Source organism: Altererythrobacter sp. C41, assembly GCF_016803135.1.
Lineage (GTDB): Bacteria > Pseudomonadota > Alphaproteobacteria > Sphingomonadales > Sphingomonadaceae > Pelagerythrobacter.
Genome location: NZ_JAEVFE010000011.1, coordinates 1 through 19,399 on the forward strand (window position 1 = coordinate 1; position 19,399 = coordinate 19,399).

Below are 19,399 nucleotides of genomic sequence, written 5' to 3' on the forward strand. Positions count from 1 at the left end.
TCCCGGACCCCAGGGATCGAACCGGGCCCACCGCGGCGGCGGCGGGCAAGCGGATCGTGCGCGGCGAACCTCACGCCGCGGCCCGTCCGCCGGTCGTTCGCAAGCAAACCGCCACCCGCCCGACCCCCGCGCGCACGCCTCCTGGCATGCCGCACCGGCCGCGCGATCCGAGTTTCCAGGCGTCACGCATCCGGGTTCGCCGCCGGAGGATTTCGTGTGGGTGCGGGCTTTCTCCGATTACGCGAGCAGCTTCGCCTCACCTACCCCCTTGGTGGGGACCTCCCGGCCGGCCTTAGCATTCGCCAGCGACCTGTGTCCGGCCCCCCGACCTCTACTCCGTCAGCAGGATCGACATCCGCCGGTTGCGCGGGTCCTGCGGGTTGTCGGCAACCAGCGGTTCGCGGTCGGCCACGCCTTCGATACGGCGGAAGCGGCTCTCGCCAATGCCGCCACGCATCAGCGCCTGGCGCGTGGCTTCGGCGCGGCCGGCGGAGAGCGACCAGTTGTTCGCCGTCGCGCCGCTCCTCCATGGCAGAGCGTCGGTGTGCCCACGGATCGTCAGATCGCCCGGCTCGGGCCGCACCGCCTCGGCGATTACCTTCATCAGCTTTGCCGCGTCGGGCGTGAGCACGGTCGTGCCGAGCACGAACATCGAGAAATCGGCGTCGTCGACCAGGTCGATCCGCACGCCCTCGATCGTCTCGACCATGCGCACCTGGCGCATCAGGCGGCGCAGGCGCCGGTCGTCGGCGATATCCTCCTGCACGCGCTCGCGCATGCGCTTGACCCGGTCGATGCTTTCCTTCGGTCCGCCCGAAACGTCGCGCGGGACGGTGATCGGCCGGCTGCCGGTCTGCGCCGCGCGGTGCGGATAGCTGTCGGGATCGATCAGCGAAGCCCCGCCGAGCAGTCCGTCGGAGCCGGCGCTCTTCTCCTTCAGCTTGACCAGCGTCGGGGTGAAATAGTCGGCAATCCCCTTGCGCTGCGCCTCGGTGGTCGAGCCGAGCAGCCACAGCAGCAGGAAGAACGCCATCATCGCGGTCACGAAGTCGGCATAGGCGACTTTCCACGCGCCGCCGTGGTGGCCCGCGTCCTGAACGACGGTGACTTTCTTGACGATGATCGGCGGCGGCGGATCGTTGCGCCCTGCCCGCGAAGCCATCTCACCGCCCCCGCAGGCTGTCGAGCAGCTCCGAAAGGCCGGGCCGGAACGCATGGCCGAGGCCCGAGCGCGCGCTTTCGACCACCAGCGGCTGCGGATAACCGTTGAGCGAGGCGATGATCACCTGCTTCACCGCATGGAAGATCTGCTCGTCCTGATCGATGATCTGCTTGAGCCGCGAGGCGAGCGGGCCGACGACGCCATAGGCGAGGAGCACGCCGAGGAAGGTGCCGACGAGCGCCGATCCGATCATTCCGCCCAGCACCGCCGGCGGCTGGTCGATCGAGCCCATGGTCTTCACCACGCCGAGCACCGCGGCGACGATGCCGAGTGCCGGCAGCGCGTCGGCGAGCGACTGCAGCGCGTGCTGCGGCTCGCGCATGTCGTGGAAATGCGTCTTCATCGCATTGTCCATCACGTCCTCCACCGCATGCGTTTCCAAGGTGCCGGAGGAGACGACGATCAGCGTCAGCGTATCGCAGATCAACGCAGTCAGCGGCTGGTTGGCGAGCAGGTTCGGGTATTCGGCGAAGAGTTCGGATTCCTGCGGGGTTTCCACATGGCTTTCCAGCGCAACCGGCCCCTCGGTGCGCAGCAGCTTCATCAGCTTGGTGGTGAGCGCGATCGCATCGATGTGGTCCTGCCGCGAATGACGCGGGCCCTTGAATATCTTCACGAACGAGCGGCCGATCGCCTTCAGCTCGTGCATCGAGTTGCCGGCGATCAGCGCGCCGACCGCAGCGCCGCCGATGATCATCATCTCGTGCGGCACCGCCTCCATCACGGGGCCGAGCGCGCCGCCGGTGAGGGCGAAGCCGCCGAACACCATGACGAGCAGGACGACGATACCGATTGCAGCGTACATGTCTAGGAAACCCTTGTTCTTTTTATCAGCGCATCATGTCGAACAGCGACAGGCCGGCGAGCCGCACGAAGCTCGCCTGGCTCGCTTCGAGCACGGTCGTCACTTCCTGCAGCCGCGTCATGGTGACCGCGAGATCGGCCCCGCCGATCGCCTTCTGCTCGTCGGCGACAAGTTCGGAATTGGCCACCCGGCGCTCGTCCATCACCTCGATCCAGCCGAGCCGCGCACCGACCACCGTCTGCGCGGTGGTGATGCTGTCGAGCCCTGCGGCGAGCCCGTCGAGCGCCACGCCGGTCGGCCCTGTCGGGTCGCCGCCGCCCTTGAGCGCGGTGGCGAGATCGCCCAGCACTGCGAACAGGTCGGTCGGAACGCCGCCGGCCTCGAACGTGAACACTTCGGGGCCCGTCAGCGAGGGAACGACCGACTGTCCGTCGCCGAGGTCGACCGCGTCCTTCGCCGCGGTTCCGACATAGGCGGCCGCCCCGCCGCTCTCCTGATAGGCGGCCCCCGCCGCCTGCCCGCCGAACAGCGCATGCCCGGCGCTGTTGCGGCTGTTCGCGATCTGCAGCACGGCCTGGCGCAGGCTTTCGACTTCACCGCCGATCGCAGCGCGCTGTTCTGCGCTCAGCGTCTCGGTCGCGGCCTTGGTCGCGAGCTCCTTGGCGCGGATCACCAGCGTGGCGAGCGAACCGAGCGCGTCGTCGGTCATCTTGAGGTCGGTCGAGGCGAGGTCGGAACTGCGCTGGTCGATCTGGGCCAGCCGCTCCCCGCGCGCCAGCGTGCGCAGCCGCGCCGCAGCGACCGGATCGTCGGACGAGCGCGACAGGCGTTCGCCGGTGCCCATCTGCTCCTGCAGCTTCTCGGCCTCGGCGCGCAGCGTGCCCACCTGACGGGTCGCGCGCTCGTAGAAGGCGGACGTGCTGAGATTGATCATCGCGGCCTCACCTCAGTTGCAGCAGGGACTGGAAGATGTCGCTCGCGACCTGCATCGCGCGGCCCGACGCCTGGAACGCCTGCTGGAAGCGCATCAGGTTGGCGGCTTCGGTATCGAGATCGACGCCGGCCTGCTGCTCGAGCGAGATCCGCGCCGACGATGCGATCGCGTCGAGCGCATCGCGCGTCACGGTCTTGCCCGCGACGGCGCTCGACACGTCGAACAGCAGCGCATTGGCCGAGCCGGCGACGCCGCCGCTTTCCAGCGCCTGCCGCAGAGCGGCAAGATTCGACCCGTCGTTGCTGCCCGCGGGCGCACCAGCCGGCGCGGTGGCGATCCCGCCGCTGTCGGTCATGACGACTTTGATACCGCCAGCGCCGGTGCCGGCGAAGATCGGCTGGCCGGCCGTGCCGTCCAGCCCGACGCCGCTCGCCTGCGCGGCATTGACCGCGCTCGCGATCCCGTCGGCCAGCGCATCGAGCCGGCCGCGCACCTGCGCCGCCGATTCGAGCGCCAGCGCGGCCCCCGCCAGCGCGCCGCCGGTGGGCTGCACGGCCGTGCCGCCAACCGCGAAGGAGATCGTGCCGTCGGCCGCGGTTCCCATGGAGAGCTCGGCGAAGTCCCCGCCGCTCACCAGTGTCGCACCGCCGGTGGTCACGGTGACCGCGCCGTCGGACGCAAAGCTGGTGGTGATGTCGACGATGCCGCTCATCTGCTCGAGCAGCGAATCGCGCTGGTCGAGCAGGGTCGCGCGGTCGCTGCTGCCCTCGCCCGCGCGCGACAGGCGCAGGTTCACCCGCGCCAGTTCCTGGCCGAGCACGTTCGCCTGTTCGGTCGCGGCGCTGGCGTTGAAGCGCAGCCCCTCGCCCGCGGCGCCGAGCGAATCGACCGCGATGTTGAACTTGTTCGCCAGCGTGTCGGCACCCGCGAGGACCGCGGAGCGCAGCGAGGAATTGGTCGGGTCGGAGGCGAGCTGCTGCAGCGCCGCCTCGAACTCGACGATCGAATCGTAGAGGCCCGACTGCTCGATCGCGGACTCGATGTTCTCCAGTCCGCCGAGTTCGGCATCGGCGCGCGCGAGGTCGCTGCCGGTGCGCCGCACTTCGGCCTGGCGGAACAGGTCGGCGTTGCGGTGAATGCCCGAAACGCGCGCGCCCGACAGCGAGATGTCGCCGATGCGGAGCTGCCCGCCCGAGGCGGACACTTCCTCCATCCGCACGCTGCGCCGGACGTAGCCGTCGCTTGAGGCGTTGGCGATGTTCTGCGCCGTCACGTCGAGCGCAGCCCGCGCCGCGCGCGCGCCGCTGGCGGCGATCGAGAGGAGATCGGATGCCATGCGTCAGTTCCCCCCCGGCTCGACGAAGCGCGCAAGCTGCGCCTCGATCGTGGTCGCGAGGCCGAGCGCGCCGGTGCTGGCGGCGAGTTCCGCGAAACGCGCGTCGCGCATCTCGTGGAACGTCTCGTCGCTCTTGCCCCCGAACAGCTCGTCGCCGCCGAAGTCGGTGTTGCGCGCCGCGGCGAGCATCTGACGCACGAAGATCGCCTCGAACTGCCGGGCCGCTTCGGCCAGCCGTTCGCGCTCGGAGCCGCCCGGCGCGGTGGCCGATACGATCGTGGGATTGGCGCCGGCCAGAGTGATCGGGTCCGTCATATCACCACCATCTCGGCCTTGAGCGAGCCGGCCTGCTTGAGCGCCTCGAGGATCGCGACGAGATCGGACGGCGAGAGGCCCAGCATGTTGAGCCCGTCGACCAGCTCGGCCAGCGAGGCGCCGGGTTCGAGCAGGGCGACGCGATTGCCCTCTTCGTAGACCTCGATGTCGCTGTCCTGCTCGAACGCGGTCTCGCCGTCGCTGAACGGAGCGGGCTGGACCACGGTCGGGTTCTCGTCGATCCGCACGACCAGGCTGCCGTGGCTGATCGCCGCGGGTGCGAGCCGGACCGCGCTGGAGATGACGACGGTGCCGGTGCGGCTGTTGACGATGACTTTCGCCGAAGCTTCGGCCGGATCGATCTCGAGCATGCCGATGTCGGCCATGATCCCGGCGCGCGCATTGGCGCCGTAGGGCAGCCGCAGCGCCAGGGTCACGCCGTCCTCGACCACCGCCATGCCAGGATAGCGCGTGTTGATCGCATCGCGCACCCGCGTGGCGGTGAGGAAGTCGGCCTGGTTGAGATTCCAGCGCAGCACGTCGGCATCCTCGAACCCGGTCGCGACCGCGCGCTCGACGCTCGCTCCGTCCGGAATGCGGCCTACCGTCGGCACGTTGACCGTCAGCTTCGAGCCGTCGCGGCCCGACACGCCGAGCCCGCCGACCGCGAGGTTGCCCTGCGCCATGGCGTAGATCTGCCCGTCGGCGCCCTGCAGCGCGGTCAGGATCAGCGATCCGCCGCGCAGCGACTTGGCCTTGCCGATGGTCGACACGGTCACGTCGATCCGCTGGCCCGGCTTGGAAAAGGCGGGCAGTTCGGCCGTCACGATTACCGCGGCGGCGTTCTTGAGCGCCGGATTGACGCCGGGCGGCAATTGCAGCCCGAAGCGGTCTGACACGCCGCGCATGGCGTGGGTGACGTAGGCGAAGTTGTCGTCTCCGGTCCCGTCGAGCCCGACGACGATGCCGTAGCCGGTCAACTGGTTCGAACGGACCGACTGGAACGTGCCGAGATCGCGCACGCGCTCCGCCTGGGCGGGCGCGGCGAGGCCGGCGAGCAGGGCCGCGAGGCCGAGGATCATCGTCCTGAACATGGCAGCCCCTCCCCTAGAACGGCGTCACGAGGTTGAAGAACTTCGACAGCCAGCCTTCGCGGCTCGCGCGCTGGACGGCGCCCTTGCCGGCATAGGTGATCCGCGCATCGGCGATCCGCGGGGATGCGATGCGATTGAGCTGGTCGACGTCGGCCAGGCGAATGATGCCCGAAAGCTGCACCCATTCCTCGCCCTGGCTGAGCTGCATGACCTTCTCGCCGCGGACGAACGCGGTCCCGTTGGGGCGCACTTCGGCGATGGTCACGGTGATATCCCCCCTGAAGCTGCTCGTCTGGGAAGCATCCCCCTGCCCATTGAACGACGATTGGCCGCCGGAATTAAGGACGCCCGGATCGAACGAGAACGGACCGGCGCTCGGCGGCGAGAGCGAAAAGCCCCCGTCGCGCTGGGTGTTCGAGCTGGCCGACTTCGCGGTCTGCGTACGCTCCATCAGCATCACGGTGACGAGGTCGCCCACGCGGCTGGCGCGCTGGCCGTTGTAGAGCGGCGTGAAACCGCCGGTCGGCTGGAAGATCGCGCCGTTCTCCGGCGCTGCGGCCATCGGCGGCGGCGGCGGGAGTGCGGCGTGGAAGCCGGCGGTGCGCTCGGCCCCGCAGGCCGCCAGCGCGAACGCCGATCCGGCGACGAGTGCGGTGCGGAAGAAGGTGCGGTTCATGGGACTGCTCACAATGTCTGGTTGGCGTTGCGGAGCATCTCGTCGACGGCGGAGACCATCTTCGAGCTGATCTCGTAGGCACGCTGGCATTCGATCATGTCGACCAGCTCCTCGACGATGTTCACGTTCGAGGCTTCGAGCATGCCCTGGCGGATATTGCCGCGGCCCATCTCTCCGCCGGGTGCGAGCTGGACGGCGCCGCTGGCGGCGGTCTCGACCAGGAAGTTGTCGCCGATCGCCCGCAGTCCGCCCGGGTTGGCGAAGGCCGCGACCTGAAGCTGGCCGAGCTCGGCCGGTTCGGCGTCTCCGGGCGTGATCGCAGTGACGATGCCGTCGGGCGAGACTGCGATCGAGGTCGCGCCTTCGGGAATGGTGATCGCCGGCTGGACGATGTAGCCCTGCTGGGTCACGAGCTGCCCTTCGGCCGAACGGGTGAAGTTGCCCGCTCGGGTATAGCCGAGCTCGCCCCCGGGCATCTCGACCTGGAAGTAGCCGTCGCCGTCGAGCGCGAGGTCGAGCGCATTGCCCGTGGTGTTGAGCGCGCCCTGCGACACGATCTGACTGGTCGACTGGACGGCGACGCCGGTGCCGAGGTTGAGCCCGGTGGCATAGGCCGTCTCGCCCGAGGAACGCTGCCCCGCGACCCGCGCGTCCTGATAGGCGAGCGTGGCGAAATTGGCGCGGTCCTTCTTGAACCCGGTGGTGCCGACGTTCGCGAGGTTGTTGGCGATCACGCGCATGCGCGCGTCCTGCGCCTCGAGCCCGGTACGGGCGACCTGGAGAGCGGAAGTAGGCATTGTGCTGTCCCTTTCGTCAGCGAATTCGTCGGCGAGATCGTCAGGTCAGGCGCATGAGCTGCGCGCCGCCCTCGTCGCACTCGCGTGCGGTGGCGATCAGTTTGCTGCGCATGTCGAAGAGGCGCTGCGCCTGGATCATGTCGACCAGCACCTCGGTAGGCTTCACGTTGGATTGCTCGAGCGCGCCGGTGATCACGGTCGCCTGCGCATCGGCGGGCAGGATGCCCCCGCCCTCGACCCGGAACAGGCCGTCGAGCCCCTTGGCGATCGGGCTGCCCTGCCATCCGGCGAGCTTGATCCGCCCGATTTCCATCGGCGGTTCATCGGGCGGCGCGGCCGGGTCGGTCACGCTGACCACCCCGTCGGGCGCGATCGTCGGGTTGGTGCCGAGCGGCACCGTGATCGGCCCGGCCTCGCCGAGCACCGGCAGCCCTTCGCCGTTCACGATCACCCCGGTCGGGGAGATCGAGAGATCGCCGCGCCGGGTATAGGCCTCGGTCCCGTCGGCCGCCTGAACCGCCAGCAGCGCCTCGCCCTCGATGTAGATGTCGAGGCCGTTGCCGGTCCGCGTCATCTCGCCCGCTTCCATCACCGCCCCGCGAACCGCGGCGCGCTGCATGGCGCGCACGTCGAGAGTCTCGCCGTCGACGGTGACGGGGCGCTGGTCGAGCAGTTCCGCGCGAAAGCCCACCGTGTTGGCGTTCGCCATGTTGCTGGCGATCACCCGCTGGCGGTCCATCGAGGCGTTCATGCCCGAGAGGGCGGTGTAGATCAGGCGGTCCATCGGATCAGGTCCTCAGGTTGATGACCGTCTGCGAGATCTGGGTCGCGGTATCGATCGCCTTGGCATTCGCCTGGAAGTTGCGCTGCGCGGTGATCAGGCCGACCAGTTCCTCGGCAATGTCCACGTTGGAGCGCTCGACCGCGCCCGAGAGCAGCGAGCCGTACTGGCCGGTGCCGGGCGAGCCGTACTTGGCCTCGCCCGAAAGGCCGGTCGATTCCCAGTTGGACGAGCCGATCTGCTTGAGGCCGGTCGGAGTGATGAACGAGGCGAGCGCGATGCTGCCGACCGCCTCCACCGAACCGTCGGCATAGGAAGCCGAGACGACCCCGTCCTCGCCGATCACCACGCCGACGAACTCGGCGCCCGCGGCATTGGTCGCGGCGACCTGCGCGTCGACCGGCGTGTCCGAGGTGACGTTTCCGTCCGCATCGGTCGGGAAGATCTGCAGGCGGTTGACCCCGCCGTCGGTGATGAAGCCGTTCTCGTCGGTCCCGAAGGCGCCGTTGCGGGTATAGACCGTCTTGCCGCTTTCCGCCGATTTCATGGCGAAGAAGCCGTCGCCGGTGATCGCCACGTCGAGCGCGCCGCCGGTCTGCTCGATCGGGCCGAGTGCGAAGTTCTGCGTGATCGCCTCCAGCGTCGCGCCGATGCCCTTGACCATCCGCGGATTGGTCTGGGCCGATCCGGCGACGATATCGGCGAACTGGGTGCTGCCCTTCTTGAAACCGTTGGTTTCGACGTTGGCGATGTTGTGGGCGATGACGCCCAGGTCCGTCTGGGCGTTCTTCATCCCGTTCAGCGAAGTGTAGAAAGACATGGGTCCGTACTCCTGTGCGTCATTCGGTGGGGGTGGCGGCCGCCTGCGCGGCCGCGAGAGCGTCGAGCTTTTCGGCAATCTGCTGCAGCGTCGCGTTCATCTCGGTGATCCCGGACAGCGACGAGAACTGCGCCATCTGCGCCAGCATCTCCTTGTTATCGACCGGGTCGAAGGGGTCCTGCTGCTGCACCTGCACGGTCAGCAGGCGGAGGAAATCGGCCTGGCCGAGCGTCGCGTAGTCGCGCCCGGTCGTGGCGGTGCCCGCCGCGGTCTGCGCGGCGCCGGAAGTCGCTGTTACGGTCATTTCATCCTCATCGTGTCGAGCATCAGTTGCTTGGCGGTGGAGAGCGCCTCGACCATGTTCTGGTACTGGCGCGAGGCTTCGAGCATCTCGACCATCTCGGCGTTCTCATCGACCGGGCTGGCCCAGACGTCGCCGTTTTCGTCGGCCAGCGGATGGCCCGGCTCGTGCCGGCGAACCGGCGCGACGTCGGCGCGGTAGACGCCGTCGACGCGCACCGTGCTCATGCCCGTGGCGGTATCGAGATGTTCGGCGAAGACCGGCCGCAGCGGCCGGTAGGCCTGCTCCTCGCTGCCGGCGACGCTGCCTGCGTTGGCGAGATTGGACGCCGCGGCGTTCATCCGCACGAGCTGCGCCGACATGGCGCGCTGGCCGAGGTCGAAGAGAGTCATCGGGCCCGGCATGGTCATTCGCCCTTGATCGCGCGGGTCAGCTTCTCGACCCGGCCGCTGAGGAAGCTGAGCGTCGCGGTGTAGGCGACGGCATTTTCGGCGAAGGCGGTCTGCTCGGTCGCCATCTCGACCGTATTGCCGTCGAGGCTGGGCATGACCGGGACGCGGTAGCGGGTCGCGCGATCGATCGCCGCGCCGTCGGGCGCGCCGCCCAGCTTCGCGTCGAGCGCGGCGGCGAAGTCGATGTCGCGCGCCTTGTACCCCGGCGTTCCCGCATTGGCGATGTTCGATCCGAGCATGCCCATGCGCTGCGCCCTGATCTCCAGCGCCGCGCCGTGAATGCCGAAAAGGCCCTTGCTCATGACAGTCCTCCAGACGTGTTCGGGCCTGATGGAGCAAAGAGCGTGCCAACTCTTCGCAGCGAGCCCGTTTGCCGGGAAACGCAGGCGGATGGCGGCAAACGCTTGCCGGAAGCGGCAAATGTCCGCCGCGGGCTAAATCCGGCACCGGCAGGGGCGTTCTTTCGTGGCAAGGAGAACCACGTGGACATCATGCAATTGCTCGATCCGCTTTCCGCAGCGATCGTATTGGGCGGCACGCTCGCCGCGACCCTGCTGCGCTGCGGCTGGCGCGATGCGCGGGCGGCCCTGCGCGCGCTGGCGCGGCTTGCGGGCCGTCCGTTCGACAGCGCGCGCGTCCGCGCCGAACTCGCCGCCCAGGTGCAGGAGATCGGCGAGGACGGCATCTTCCGGGCCGAGGCGCATCATTGCGGCGACGGCGAGTTCGACACGCTCAGCGAGGCGCTGATCCGCCACCGCTCGGTCGAGGCGCTGCACGAAGGGCACGCGCATTATCGCTCGCAGCGCCAGGCCGCCGCCGACACCGCCGCCCGCGTGCTGGGCGAGGCCGCCGAGCTGGCGCCGGTGCTCGGGCTCGCGGGAACGCTCGTCGCGCTGGGCGGCTTCTCCGCTGCGGCGGACGCCGACTATGCCCGCTCGATCGGCACGGCCGTCATCACCACGCTTTACGGCCTCGTCCTGGCGAACTTCGTCTTCGCACCGCTCGCCGCAGCGGTGGCGCGGCGCGCGCGGATCGAGGAGGGCGAGCGGCAGGAACTGATCGACTGGCTTGCCGCGGCGGTCGAGCGGGCGATCCCCCGCCAGGTCGCCGAGCGCCCGGTCGACGAGACGGACGAGAAGGCCGCAGCATGATCGCGACCACCCGCGTCGGCTGGCAGACCACGCTGGCCGACCTCGCGCTGATCCTGTTCATGGTCACCGCCGCTGCCATGGCCGAGCGGCCCGACGCGGCCGATCCGGCCGCGGCGGCGAGCCCCGTCCCCGCGCGCGGCGAACCGCTGGCCATCTACCGCTCGGCACCCGGTGCACCGCCGCTGGCCGACTGGCTCGCCGAGCAGCCGCACGACGCGCGGCAGAACCTCACCATCGTCGCGCGCTATGCCGCCGGCAAGAGCGCGGAAATGGCCGCCGCGGCGGTCGCTCTCGCGCGCGAGGCGGGTGCGGCCGGACGCAGCGCCCGGATCGTGGTCGAACCGGCATCGGCCAGCGAACTCACCGCGGTGCTCGATTTCGACGGCCGCGCATCTGGCACAGGGATTGCAGAGACGCCCGCACGCCCGGCGCCCCGCGCGCCGCAGGAAAGCGACATCGGAAGGTGACATCATGCGACTGATCCCAGCAGCAATCCTCGCCGCCGCCGCGCCGGCGCTGGCCGCCGGCTTCCACGATCTCGCCAGCATCGACCGCGAGGTCGCCCGCTTCACCGGTGCTCCGCAAGGCACCGATGGCGGCGCGCGCCTGCCGGTCGACCGGCGGCTCAAGCTGACCCGGTGCCCGATGCCGCTCGCGCTCGAATGGTACGGCAGCGCCAACAGCACGGTGCTGGTGCGCTGCCCGGTGGCGGGCGGCTGGCGGCTGTTCGTGCCGGTCTCGTCGGGACCGGCTGCAGCCAGGGCCGAACCGGTGATTGCCCGGGGCGAAGCCGTCTCGATAGCGGTACAAGGCAGCGGCTTCACCGTGTCCCGTCAGGGCGAGGCGCTCGAGAGCGGCGCAGTCGGCGAATGGATCCGCGTGCGTCCCGCAGGCGACAAGCGCGATCCGATCCGCGCACGGGTGATCCAGCCGGGCCGGGTCGGCATCGATTTGCCGTAAGGCCGGCGCGAGCGGCAAATTCGCGGCGGAGGCCTTAAACACCCGCATCCCGCGCCGTCCTGGGTTCCGGTACACGAACGGAGCGAACCGATGGACCGGATCGACATGCACGGGCCGAACGGCATCCTGCGCAGCCTGCGGGCGAAGGGCACTGCGCCCGTTTCGCATGGCGAACGCGCACGGCCGGCCGGTACGGACGCCGATCAGGCCGCCGGGGTCGCCCTCACCGGCGTCGGCCTCGCCGGCACCGAAGCGCCCGTCGATCAGGAGCGCGTGACCGAACTCCGCCAGGCGATCGAGCAGGGCCGTTACCCGCTCGATCCGCGCAAGACCGCCGATGCGATGATCGCCGCGGGCTTCATGCTGAGGAACGAGCGATGACCACGGACAATCTCCTTCGTGACGCACTCCGGCAAATGCTTGCCCTTCTCGAAAGCGAGCGGCAGGCGCTTGCCGCCCTCGACCTCGATTCCATCCTCACCTGCTCCGACGGCAAGCTGGAGCTGTGCGAGACGATCGAGCGTGAAGCGCACGGTCCGCTGGACGAGGAATGCCGCGGCCTGCTCGACGCCGTCGCGCGCCTCAACGAGATCAATCGCAAGATCCGCAACCTGATCGCCGCCAACGTCGATGCCCGCCTGGGCTCGCTTACCGGCCGCATCAATCTCTACGGCGCGGGCCGCCCCTCGGTGGCGCGGGAGATGCCCTACTACGCCTGAATCCAGTTCTGGGCCTGACGCCGCTATTGGCACACCTCTTGCTTGAACCCCGGCGAATACAACCAAGCCGGGGATTACCTTGTCAGGGGTCACACCAGTCCAGCACAGCGCAGCGCCGCCCGACAGCGTGCAGGCGTCGATCGCCCGCGCCTCGGCCGCGACCGGGGTCGATTTCGACTACCTGCTGGCGCAGGCGAAGATCGAATCGAATCTCGACAGCAACGCCCGGGCGCGCACCTCGAGCGCGTCGGGGCTCTACCAGTTCATCTCCTCCACCTGGCTCGAGACGCTCGACCGCCACGGCAGGACTCACGGGTTCGGCTGGGCGGAGGCGGCGATCGTCGAGCAGGGCGGCCGCGCGACGGTCGGCGATCCGGGGCTGCGCGCGCAGATCATGGCGCTGCGCTTCGATCCCGACGCATCCTCGCTGATGGCGGCGGAGCTCGCGCGCGACAATGCGGGCGAGCTGCGCGGCTTCCTCGGCCGCGAACCGGACCATGCCGAACTCTATCTCGCGCATTTCCTCGGCGCAGGGGGCGCCAAGAGCTTCCTCGGCGCGCTGCAGGACAACCCGTTGGCCCCGGCTGCGGCGCTGTTTCCCCAGCCGGCCGAAGCAAACCCGTCGATCTTCTACCAGGGCGGACGCGCGCGCTCGGTCGGCGAAGTCATGGATCTGGTGCGCGGCAAGGTCGAAAGCGCCAAGCAAGGCGGCGGCGCGATCGCCGCGCCCGGAGCCGGGTATCTGCCCCCAACGCCTGCCGCCGCCTTCACCCATGCGCGCAGCGCTTTCGCCGCCGAGCCCGCCCGGCCCGCCCGGCCCGCGCCGCGCCCCTCGATGGCCGAGACGCTGCGGGCGACCTTCGGCGGCTCCGACGGTCTGGATAGCCGCGCGGCGCAGCACGTAGGCGAAGCCTATGGCAAGTTCCGGGCGTTCGGGCTGTGACCTGGCGGTCCTTCCTCGCGCCCTCGATGGCGCTGCCGGTCGGCATCCTCACGATCATCGTGCTGATGGTCGTGCCGATCCCGCCGATGATGCTCGACCTGTTCTTCGTGCTCAATATCGCCCTTTCGGTCGCGGTGCTGATGGCGGCGATGAACGCGGAAAAGCCGCTCGACTTCTCGTCCTTCCCCTCGGTCCTGCTGTTCGCGACGCTGCTGCGCCTCGCGCTCAATGTCGCCTCGACCCGCGTCGTCCTGATGAACGGGCACGAGGGCGAGGCCGCGGCGGGCAAAGTGATCGAGGCGTTCGGCGCCTTCCTGATCGGCGGCAACTTCGCGGTCGGCCTGTTCGTCTTCATGATCCTGATGATCATCAACCTGGTCGTCGTGACCAAGGGCGCGGGCCGCGTGTCGGAAGTCTCGGCGCGCTTCACGCTCGACGCCCTGCCCGGCAAGCAGATGGCGATCGATGCCGATCTCGCCGCCGGGCTGATGACCGCCGACGAGGCCAAGGCTCGCCGCCGCGAGATCGCGACCGAGGCGGATTTCTACGGCTCGATGGACGGTGCCAGCAAGTTCGTGAAGGGCGACGCGATCGCGGCCCTGCTGATCCTGTTCGTAAATATCGTCGCAGGTTTCGTGCTCGGCATGGTCTCGCACGGCCTTTCGGCCAGCGAGGCGGGCGAGCTCTACGTGACGCTGGCCGTGGGCGACGCGCTGGTCGCTTCGATCCCCGCGCTGCTGCTGTCGATCGCCGCCGCAGTGATCGTGACCCGCGTGTCGGACGCGCGCGACCTGACCGGCCAGATCGGCGGCCAGTTCGCGGAGCCGGGCATCTGGCTGCCGGTCGGCTGCATCCTCGCCGCCATGGGCATGATCCCGGCGATGCCGCAGTCGGTCTTCCTGCCGCTCGCCGCCGGCGCTTTCGTGCTCTGGCGCATGCTCAAGCGCCGCAAGGCCTTCGTGCCCGTCGAGGAAGCGGAACCCGCGCCCGATGCAACCCGGATCGCGATCGAGGACATCTCCGAACAGGCATTGGTGACGATCGAGCTCGGCTTCGGCCTCGTCCACCTTGCCGACGACCGGCGCGGCGCGCCGCTCGTCTCGCGCCTCACCGGTCTGCGGCGGCAGCTCTGCGAATCGTTCGGCTTCATCGTGCCGCAGTTCCGGATCAAGGACAGCTTCGACCTGCCGCCCGACCGCTACCGCGTGACGCTGGGCGGTGCGCCGCTCGGCTCGGGCCAGCTCCGCCCCGACCGCATGCTCGCGATCGACACCGGCGAGGCCGGCCAGCTCGCGCACCTTCCCGGCGAGGCGACGCGCGACCCGAGCTTCGGCTGCCCGGCCGTATGGATCGACGCCGCGACCCGCGATCTCGCGGTGGCCGAGGGCTATCTCGTCGTCGACCCGGAAAGCGTCGTCGCGACCCACGTCAACCAGCTCCTCTCCGCCCGGCCGCAGGACCTGCTCGGTCCCGACCAGGTGCGCGAGCTGCTGGACATGGTGCGCGAGCGGAATGCGCAGATGGTCGAGACGATCACGCCGCAGCCGCTCTCGCTCGCTGCGGTCACCCGCCTGCTGCGCGCGCTGCTGGCGGACGGCATCTCGCTCGCGCATCCGCTGCCGATCCTCGGCAGCCTGTCGCAAGCCGCGCAGCAGACGACTGACCACGATCGGCTGGTCGACATGCTCCGCGCCGATCTCGGCCCGATGCTCGTCGGCAGCCTCTGCGCGCCGGACGAGCGACTGCCGGTCATCACGCTCGCCGCCGAGCTGGAGGAGATGGTCGTCGGCGGGCTGCAGGATCCGGCGAGCGGGAATGTCGTCATCGAACCCGATCTCGCGCGTTCGATCGGCGAACGGATCGCCGCGATCGTCGCCAGCCGCCCGGCCGGTGCGGGCAAACCCGCGCTGATCGTCCAGCCCCGCGCCCGCCGCCCGCTGGCCGGCCTGCTGCGACTGCGCGCGCCGGGATGCGCGGTTCTTTCGATCAACGAACTGCCCGTCGCCCAGCCGATCGAAGTGATCGCTGTCGTCGGCGGCGATGACCAGGCGCCGGCGCCGCAGCCGGTGCCGGATATGGACAGGGAGCCCTTGGCCGCATGAAGCTCGACCATTCCCACTTCGCCGCGGCCGAGGCCTATCGCGGCAATGTCGGCGACCGGGTGACCCGGTTCCTGCCGATGGTGCGCAAGCTCGCCTGGCACCTCTCGGGCAGCGGCGGCCCCACCGTCGACGTCGACGACCTGATGCAGGCCGGCCTCGTCGCGCTGACCGAATGCGCGCAGAAGCACGATTCGCCGAGCGAGGACGGCTTTGCCGCCTATGCCAAGCTGCGCGTTCGCGGCGCCATGGTCGACCTCCTGCGCAGCGCCTCGCCCGATCCGCGCGGAGCGCGCGCCAAGCGGCGCATGATCGAGAGCACCAGGGCGAAGCTCCACACCGCACTGGGACGCGAACCTTCTCCCGCCGAACTTGCCGAAGCGCTGGGCATGACGGCGGAGGACTTCCATCGGCTCGAAAGCGATCTGGTCGAAACCCGGCTGAACTCGCTCGACGAATGCTATTCGGAAACCGACACCGCCTTCGCCTCGCACGAACCCGACGCCGAACGGCAGGTTCTCCAGCAGGAGGACCGCGAGATCCTGATCGCGGCGCTCGGCTCGCTCGGCGAGCGGCATCAGCTCGTGATCCAGCTCTACTTCGTGGAAGAACTGAACCTGTCGGAGATCGCCGACGTGCTCGGCGTCAGCGTGCCGCGCGTGCACCAGCTCAAGGCCGCCGCCCTGGCGCAGATGCGCAAGGCGATGATAGATGCGGGTAGCGGGTCGGCTTGAACCAATTCTCCCCTCCCGCTTGCGGGAGGGGATCAAGGGGTGGGTGTAGCGGCACCGGAGGCTCGATGCCTCCGATGCCGCTTTGCGCCGCAAGAGCGACGGGCACGGCATTGAGCCGCATCCGCCGCTGCCCCACCCCCTGCCCCCTCCCCTGAAGGGGAGGGGGAGATGTTCTTTTCAAACTGACCGGCCGCCGCGGAGGATTGATTCGCTCCGGCATTGACAACCCGCGCCTCGCGGCCGCAAGTGCGGCGCCAGACGGTGCCGCACTTGCTTCACGCACGGGCGGCTAAGAGGGAAGCCGGTGCGATGCCGGCGCTGTGCCCGCAACTGTAGGCGGGGAGTCCCGGGCCATCACGTCACTGGACAATCGTTCCGAAAACGGAATGATTCTTCCGGGAAGACGGCCCAGGGGCGCCGATCCGCAAGCCAGGAGACCTGCCGTCGCGTCGTTCGTCCGGGGAGCCGGGTCAGCTCGATCGGACGGGAAACGCGTTTTCCCGCAGAAGCGACAGCCGTCGGCCGGGCTACCGGCGCCAGGGTGAGGAGCCCGGGCGGGCCAAGACTGTCCAGGGCGATGCGGGGTCCCGAGCCTTCCCGCGCCGCAAACGAGGTTCCGCCATGCGCGATGCAGCGGAAGGCATGAAGCGAGGGGGCCGACTTGCCGCGGGTCTTGCCGCGCTCGCGGCGCTGGCCCTCACCGGCTGCACTTCCGCGCCCGAGCCAGCCCCCGCACGCGGCCCCCAACCGCAGCGCATCGTCAGCCTCGACTACTGCGCCGACCAGTACGTGCTCCGCTTCGCCGATCGTGACGCGATTCTCGCGCTGTCGCCCTATGCCGGGGAGCGTTTCTCCTACATGCGCGCCGAGGCCGAGGGGCTGCCCACGGCGCGGCCGCGCACGGCCGATGTGCTGGCGCTCCGGCCCGATCTCGTCGTGCGCTCGTTCGGCGGGGGCGCCGACGTGGTGCCCTTCCTCGAGGAGCTCGGCGTGCCGGTGATCCAGATCGGCTTTCCGCAGACGATCGCCGAGGTGCGCGACGAGGTCCTGCGCGTCGGCAGCGCGCTCGGCGCCGAGGCCGAGGCGCGGCGGGTGGCGGCCGACATGGACCGCCGCCTCGCTGCCCTGCCCGAACCGCCCGAGAAACCGCGCACTGCGCTCTATATGACGCCGGGCGGCATGACCTCGGGCGAGGGAACGCTGGTCCACGAAATCCTGCGCACCGCCGGCTTCGCCAATTTCCAGAACCGGCCGGGCTGGAACGCCCTGCCGCTCGAACGGCTCGCCTACGAACACCCCGACGTGGTCGCCGCAGCCTTCTACGAGGGCGTCGAGAGCCAGGCCGAAATCTGGAGCGCCGCCCGCCATCCGGTCGCGCGGGCACAGCTCGAGAACCGGTCCGTCGTGCCGCTCGAAGGCGCCTGGACGAGCTGCGGCGGCTGGTTCCTGATCGATGCGATCGAGGCGCTGGCGCAGGCGGCACAAGGAGAAGCGCCATGACCGTTCGCGCCAACGCCCTCCTCACCCTCGCGCTGATCGCGGCAATCCTGCTTGCCCTGTTGCTCGGCTCGGTGCCGCTATCGCCGGGACGAATACTCGGCGCGCTGGGCTTGCAAGGGAACCCGGGCGACATCCTTGTCGTCTGGCAGATTCGCCTGCCCCGCGCGCTCGCCGCCGCGCTGGTCGGCGCGGCGCTGGGGATGAGCGGCGCGGCCTTGCAGGGCCTGCTGCGCAATCCGCTCGCCGAGCCCGGCATTCTCGGCGTCTCCGCCACCGCGGCGCTATTCGCGACGTTCGTGCTGTTCTTCGGCCTCGCCGGTGCCGGGCCGCTGATCCTGCCGCTCGCCGCGATCGCCGGGGCGCTGGCGGCAACGCTGGTGGTCGCCATCGCGGCACTGCGAACCCGCTCGGCGGTGACGCTGATCCTCGTCGGTATCGGCCTGTCGAGCTTCTCCGCCGCGCTGATGGCGCTGCTGATGAACCTCGCCCCCAATCCCTTCACGTTGGCCGACATGATCAACTGGACGCTCGGCACGGTCGCCAACCGCAGCTTCGCCGATCTCGCCTATGCCGCGCCGTTCCTTGCGGTGGGTGTCGGCACACTCCTCGCAACGCGGCGAGGCCTCGCAGCGCTCGCGCTAGGTGAGGAAGCGGCCGAGGGGGTCGGGCTCGACCTCAGGCGGCAGCGGCTCGCGGTGATCCTCGGCGCGGGGCTGGCGACCGGGGCGGCGGTTTCGCTCGCGGGGGCGATCGGCTTCGTCGGGATCGTCGCGCCGCACCTCGTCCGGCCCTTCGTCGGCTACGATCCTGCGCGTCTGCTGGTGCCCTCGGCCTTACTCGGCGCGCTGGTGCTGGTCCTCGCCGACATCGGCGTGCGGCTGCTGCCGACCGACAGCGAACTGCGGCTGGGTGTCGTCGCCGCGCTGATCGGCGCACCGATCTTCGTCTGGATCGCCGCGCGCGGGAGGCTGGTGGAATGAGCGTTCTGGAGGCACGCGCGCTCACCTACCGCGCCGAGGATCGACCGCTGGTCGAAGATGCCAGCTTCCGCCTCGAACCGGGCGGGCTGACGATGCTGATCGGCCCCAACGGCTCGGGCAAGTCGACCCTGCTGCGGCTCGCGCTGGGGCTGCTGGCGCCAGACGCGGGTGAGGCGCTGATCGACGGCACCAGCGTCCGCCGCCTCTCGCCCACGGCCCGCGCGCGCAAGGCCGCCTACCTGCCGCAGACCCGCCCGCTCGCCTGGCCCATGCCGGTGTGCGACGTGATCGCGCTCGGCCGCTTCGCCTATGGCGCGGCGCCCGGCCGGCTCTCGGCGAAGGATGCGGCGGCGGTCGAACGCGCGATCGTGGCCTGCCGCCTCGCCGGGTTCGAGGACCGCGCCGCCGACACGCTCTCCGGCGGAGAACTGGCGCGGGTCCATCTCGCCCGCGCACTGGCGGCGGAAACGCCGCTGCTGGTGGCAGACGAGCCGGTCGCCGCGCTCGACCCGCGCTACCAGCACGAGGTCGCGCGGCTCTTCGCCGCCGCCGCGCATGCGGGGCGCGCGGTGCTCACCGTCGTCCACGACCTCACGCTCGCCGCGCGCTACGCCGACCGGCTGATCTGGATGAAGGACGGCCGCATCATCGCCGACGGCAGCGTCGCCGACACGATGACGGCCGAGCGGCTCGCCGAAGTGTTCGGGATCGAGGCCGAAGTCACGCCCAACGGATCGCGAGTGTCGCTGACCGTCGCCGGCCCCGCTCGCTGACCCGCGC

At 70.0% G+C, this 19,399-nt stretch carries 24 protein-coding genes and 1 riboswitch; of the genes, 11 read left to right on the forward strand and 13 right to left on the reverse strand.

Translation table 11 applies throughout. From position 1 onward, the window contains the following. Nucleotides 1-331: 331 nt before the first annotated feature. Genes JNO53_RS13835 through JNO53_RS13895 form a run of 13 tightly spaced genes read right to left on the reverse strand, consistent with a single transcriptional unit; the run spans nt 332 to nt 9,835 of the window. Nucleotides 332-1,162, reverse strand: a complete 831-nt coding sequence (locus tag JNO53_RS13835) for a flagellar motor protein MotB (RefSeq protein WP_203112629.1) — start codon at nt 1,160-1,162, stop codon at nt 332-334. A gap of 1 nt (nt 1,163) precedes the next feature. Further along, a complete protein-coding gene (gene motA / locus JNO53_RS13840; protein WP_203112632.1) occupies nt 1,164-2,027 on the reverse strand; it encodes a flagellar motor stator protein MotA in 864 nt (287 codons plus the stop codon). Between the two features lie 25 nt (nt 2,028-2,052). Then, complete coding sequence (locus tag JNO53_RS13845) at nt 2,053-2,961, reverse strand: flagellin N-terminal helical domain-containing protein (RefSeq protein ID WP_203112634.1); 909 nt, start codon at nt 2,959-2,961, stop codon at nt 2,053-2,055. Between the two features lie 7 nt (nt 2,962-2,968). Next, the gene (gene flgK, locus JNO53_RS13850) at nt 2,969-4,297 is read right to left on the reverse strand and encodes a flagellar hook-associated protein FlgK (RefSeq protein WP_203112645.1); all 1,329 of its coding nucleotides are present in this window, start codon (nt 4,295-4,297) and stop codon (nt 2,969-2,971) included. 3 nt (nt 4,298-4,300) lie between these two features. Further along, nucleotides 4,301-4,612: a rod-binding protein gene (locus JNO53_RS13855; RefSeq protein WP_203112648.1), complete on the reverse strand. Its 312-nt coding sequence runs from the start codon at nt 4,610-4,612 to the stop codon at nt 4,301-4,303. After that, nucleotides 4,609-5,706 (reverse strand): flagellar basal body P-ring protein FlgI, encoded by a 1,098-nt coding sequence (locus JNO53_RS13860; RefSeq protein WP_203112651.1) that lies wholly within the window; start codon nt 5,704-5,706, stop codon nt 4,609-4,611. Before JNO53_RS13860 ends, JNO53_RS13855 begins: the two co-directional genes overlap by 4 nt. Before the next feature lie 13 nt (nt 5,707-5,719). Beyond that, nucleotides 5,720-6,382 (reverse strand): flagellar basal body L-ring protein FlgH, encoded by a 663-nt coding sequence (locus JNO53_RS13865; RefSeq protein WP_203112654.1) that lies wholly within the window; start codon nt 6,380-6,382, stop codon nt 5,720-5,722. Nucleotides 6,383-6,390: 8 nt separating this feature from the next. Continuing rightward, the gene (gene flgG / locus JNO53_RS13870; RefSeq protein ID WP_203112657.1) at nt 6,391-7,179 is read right to left on the reverse strand and encodes a flagellar basal-body rod protein FlgG; all 789 of its coding nucleotides are present in this window, start codon (nt 7,177-7,179) and stop codon (nt 6,391-6,393) included. A 40-nt stretch (nt 7,180-7,219) separates the two neighbouring features. Further along, nucleotides 7,220-7,963: a flagellar basal body rod protein FlgF gene (locus JNO53_RS13875; protein WP_203112667.1), complete on the reverse strand. Its 744-nt coding sequence runs from the start codon at nt 7,961-7,963 to the stop codon at nt 7,220-7,222. A 4-nt stretch (nt 7,964-7,967) separates the two neighbouring features. After that, on the reverse strand, nt 7,968-8,780 hold the full coding sequence (locus JNO53_RS13880; RefSeq protein ID WP_203112670.1) for a flagellar hook-basal body complex protein: 813 nt from the start codon (nt 8,778-8,780) through the stop codon (nt 7,968-7,970). Nucleotides 8,781-8,799: 19 nt separating this feature from the next. Then, nucleotides 8,800-9,084, reverse strand: coding sequence for a flagellar hook capping FlgD N-terminal domain-containing protein (locus tag JNO53_RS13885; protein WP_203112673.1), 285 nt, complete (start codon nt 9,082-9,084; stop codon nt 8,800-8,802). Further along, on the reverse strand, nt 9,081-9,473 hold the full coding sequence (gene flgC, locus JNO53_RS13890) for a flagellar basal body rod protein FlgC (protein WP_238401936.1): 393 nt from the start codon (nt 9,471-9,473) through the stop codon (nt 9,081-9,083). The genes JNO53_RS13885 and flgC overlap by 4 nt, the downstream gene beginning before the upstream one ends. A gap of 14 nt (nt 9,474-9,487) precedes the next feature. Then, a complete protein-coding gene (locus tag JNO53_RS13895; protein WP_203112678.1) occupies nt 9,488-9,835 on the reverse strand; it encodes a flagellar basal body rod protein FlgB in 348 nt (115 codons plus the stop codon). A gap of 189 nt (nt 9,836-10,024) precedes the next feature. On the opposite strand from JNO53_RS13895, the gene JNO53_RS13900 reads away from it, so the two are divergent. The 11 genes from JNO53_RS13900 to JNO53_RS13950 all read left to right on the forward strand — a co-directional run bounded on the left by JNO53_RS13900 (nt 10,025) and on the right by JNO53_RS13950 (nt 19,392). Then, nucleotides 10,025-10,684 carry a MotA/TolQ/ExbB proton channel family protein gene (locus tag JNO53_RS13900; RefSeq protein WP_203112857.1) on the forward strand — a complete coding sequence of 220 codons (660 nt, stop codon included), beginning with the start codon at nt 10,025-10,027 and terminating at the stop codon, nt 10,682-10,684. Beyond that, entirely contained in the window at nt 10,681-11,151 is a 471-nt protein-coding gene (locus JNO53_RS13905; RefSeq protein WP_203112680.1) for a hypothetical protein, read from the forward strand. Before JNO53_RS13900 ends, JNO53_RS13905 begins: the two co-directional genes overlap by 4 nt. A 4-nt stretch (nt 11,152-11,155) precedes the next feature. Beyond that, a complete protein-coding gene (locus tag JNO53_RS13910; protein WP_203112691.1) occupies nt 11,156-11,644 on the forward strand; it encodes a flagella basal body P-ring formation protein FlgA in 489 nt (162 codons plus the stop codon). A gap of 90 nt (nt 11,645-11,734) precedes the next feature. Next, nucleotides 11,735-12,025, forward strand: a complete 291-nt coding sequence (locus JNO53_RS13915) for a flagellar biosynthesis anti-sigma factor FlgM (RefSeq protein WP_238401937.1) — start codon at nt 11,735-11,737, stop codon at nt 12,023-12,025. After that, nucleotides 12,022-12,363, forward strand: a complete 342-nt coding sequence (locus JNO53_RS13920) for a hypothetical protein (protein ID WP_238401938.1) — start codon at nt 12,022-12,024, stop codon at nt 12,361-12,363. Before JNO53_RS13915 ends, JNO53_RS13920 begins: the two co-directional genes overlap by 4 nt. A gap of 79 nt (nt 12,364-12,442) precedes the next feature. Next, the gene (locus JNO53_RS13925) at nt 12,443-13,306 is read left to right on the forward strand and encodes a lytic transglycosylase domain-containing protein (RefSeq protein WP_238401939.1); all 864 of its coding nucleotides are present in this window, start codon (nt 12,443-12,445) and stop codon (nt 13,304-13,306) included. A gap of 26 nt (nt 13,307-13,332) precedes the next feature. After that, entirely contained in the window at nt 13,333-15,408 is a 2,076-nt protein-coding gene (locus JNO53_RS13930) for a flagellar biosynthesis protein FlhA (protein WP_203112864.1), read from the forward strand. Then, the gene (locus JNO53_RS13935) at nt 15,405-16,139 is read left to right on the forward strand and encodes a sigma-70 family RNA polymerase sigma factor (protein WP_203112705.1); all 735 of its coding nucleotides are present in this window, start codon (nt 15,405-15,407) and stop codon (nt 16,137-16,139) included. The genes JNO53_RS13930 and JNO53_RS13935 overlap by 4 nt, the downstream gene beginning before the upstream one ends. Nucleotides 16,140-16,381: 242 nt before the next feature. Then, nucleotides 16,382-16,597: riboswitch (cobalamin riboswitch) on the forward strand. A 163-nt stretch (nt 16,598-16,760) separates the two neighbouring features. After that, nucleotides 16,761-17,639 (forward strand): ABC transporter substrate-binding protein, encoded by an 879-nt coding sequence (locus JNO53_RS13940; protein ID WP_238401940.1) that lies wholly within the window; start codon nt 16,761-16,763, stop codon nt 17,637-17,639. Beyond that, nucleotides 17,636-18,619 (forward strand): FecCD family ABC transporter permease, encoded by a 984-nt coding sequence (locus JNO53_RS13945; RefSeq protein ID WP_203112708.1) that lies wholly within the window; start codon nt 17,636-17,638, stop codon nt 18,617-18,619. The genes JNO53_RS13940 and JNO53_RS13945 overlap by 4 nt, the downstream gene beginning before the upstream one ends. Continuing rightward, complete coding sequence (locus JNO53_RS13950; RefSeq protein WP_203112710.1) at nt 18,616-19,392, forward strand: ABC transporter ATP-binding protein; 777 nt, start codon at nt 18,616-18,618, stop codon at nt 19,390-19,392. The genes JNO53_RS13945 and JNO53_RS13950 overlap by 4 nt, the downstream gene beginning before the upstream one ends. Nucleotides 19,393-19,399 lie beyond the last annotated feature (7 nt).

Excerpts from the sequence above, each read along its gene's own strand:
- JNO53_RS13835 (WP_203112629.1), bottom strand. The coding sequence starts at position 1,162 with ATGGCTTCGCGGGCAGGGCGCAACGATCCGCCGCCGCCGATCATCGTC.
- motA (WP_203112632.1), bottom strand. The coding sequence starts at position 2,027 with ATGTACGCTGCAATCGGTATCGTCGTCCTGCTCGTCATGGTGTTCGGC.
- JNO53_RS13845 (WP_203112634.1), bottom strand. The coding sequence starts at position 2,961 with ATGATCAATCTCAGCACGTCCGCCTTCTACGAGCGCGCGACCCGTCAG.
- flgK (WP_203112645.1), bottom strand. The coding sequence starts at position 4,297 with ATGGCATCCGATCTCCTCTCGATCGCCGCCAGCGGCGCGCGCGCGGCG.
- JNO53_RS13855 (WP_203112648.1), bottom strand. The coding sequence starts at position 4,612 with ATGACGGACCCGATCACTCTGGCCGGCGCCAATCCCACGATCGTATCG.
- JNO53_RS13860 (WP_203112651.1), bottom strand. The coding sequence starts at position 5,706 with ATGTTCAGGACGATGATCCTCGGCCTCGCGGCCCTGCTCGCCGGCCTC.
- JNO53_RS13865 (WP_203112654.1), bottom strand. The coding sequence starts at position 6,382 with ATGAACCGCACCTTCTTCCGCACCGCACTCGTCGCCGGATCGGCGTTC.
- flgG (WP_203112657.1), bottom strand. The coding sequence starts at position 7,179 with ATGCCTACTTCCGCTCTCCAGGTCGCCCGTACCGGGCTCGAGGCGCAG.
- JNO53_RS13875 (WP_203112667.1), bottom strand. The coding sequence starts at position 7,963 with ATGGACCGCCTGATCTACACCGCCCTCTCGGGCATGAACGCCTCGATG.
- JNO53_RS13880 (WP_203112670.1), bottom strand. The coding sequence starts at position 8,780 with ATGTCTTTCTACACTTCGCTGAACGGGATGAAGAACGCCCAGACGGAC.
- JNO53_RS13885 (WP_203112673.1), bottom strand. The coding sequence starts at position 9,084 with ATGACCGTAACAGCGACTTCCGGCGCCGCGCAGACCGCGGCGGGCACC.
- flgC (WP_238401936.1), bottom strand. The coding sequence starts at position 9,473 with ATGACTCTCTTCGACCTCGGCCAGCGCGCCATGTCGGCGCAGCTCGTG.
- JNO53_RS13895 (WP_203112678.1), bottom strand. The coding sequence starts at position 9,835 with ATGAGCAAGGGCCTTTTCGGCATTCACGGCGCGGCGCTGGAGATCAGG.
- JNO53_RS13900 (WP_203112857.1), top strand. The coding sequence starts at position 10,025 with ATGCAATTGCTCGATCCGCTTTCCGCAGCGATCGTATTGGGCGGCACG.
- JNO53_RS13905 (WP_203112680.1), top strand. The coding sequence starts at position 10,681 with ATGATCGCGACCACCCGCGTCGGCTGGCAGACCACGCTGGCCGACCTC.
- JNO53_RS13910 (WP_203112691.1), top strand. The coding sequence starts at position 11,156 with ATGCGACTGATCCCAGCAGCAATCCTCGCCGCCGCCGCGCCGGCGCTG.
- JNO53_RS13915 (WP_238401937.1), top strand. The coding sequence starts at position 11,735 with ATGGACCGGATCGACATGCACGGGCCGAACGGCATCCTGCGCAGCCTG.
- JNO53_RS13920 (WP_238401938.1), top strand. The coding sequence starts at position 12,022 with ATGACCACGGACAATCTCCTTCGTGACGCACTCCGGCAAATGCTTGCC.
- JNO53_RS13930 (WP_203112864.1), top strand. The coding sequence starts at position 13,333 with ATGGCGCTGCCGGTCGGCATCCTCACGATCATCGTGCTGATGGTCGTG.
- JNO53_RS13935 (WP_203112705.1), top strand. The coding sequence starts at position 15,405 with ATGAAGCTCGACCATTCCCACTTCGCCGCGGCCGAGGCCTATCGCGGC.
- JNO53_RS13940 (WP_238401940.1), top strand. The coding sequence starts at position 16,761 with ATGCGCGATGCAGCGGAAGGCATGAAGCGAGGGGGCCGACTTGCCGCG.
- JNO53_RS13945 (WP_203112708.1), top strand. The coding sequence starts at position 17,636 with ATGACCGTTCGCGCCAACGCCCTCCTCACCCTCGCGCTGATCGCGGCA.
- JNO53_RS13950 (WP_203112710.1), top strand. The coding sequence starts at position 18,616 with ATGAGCGTTCTGGAGGCACGCGCGCTCACCTACCGCGCCGAGGATCGA.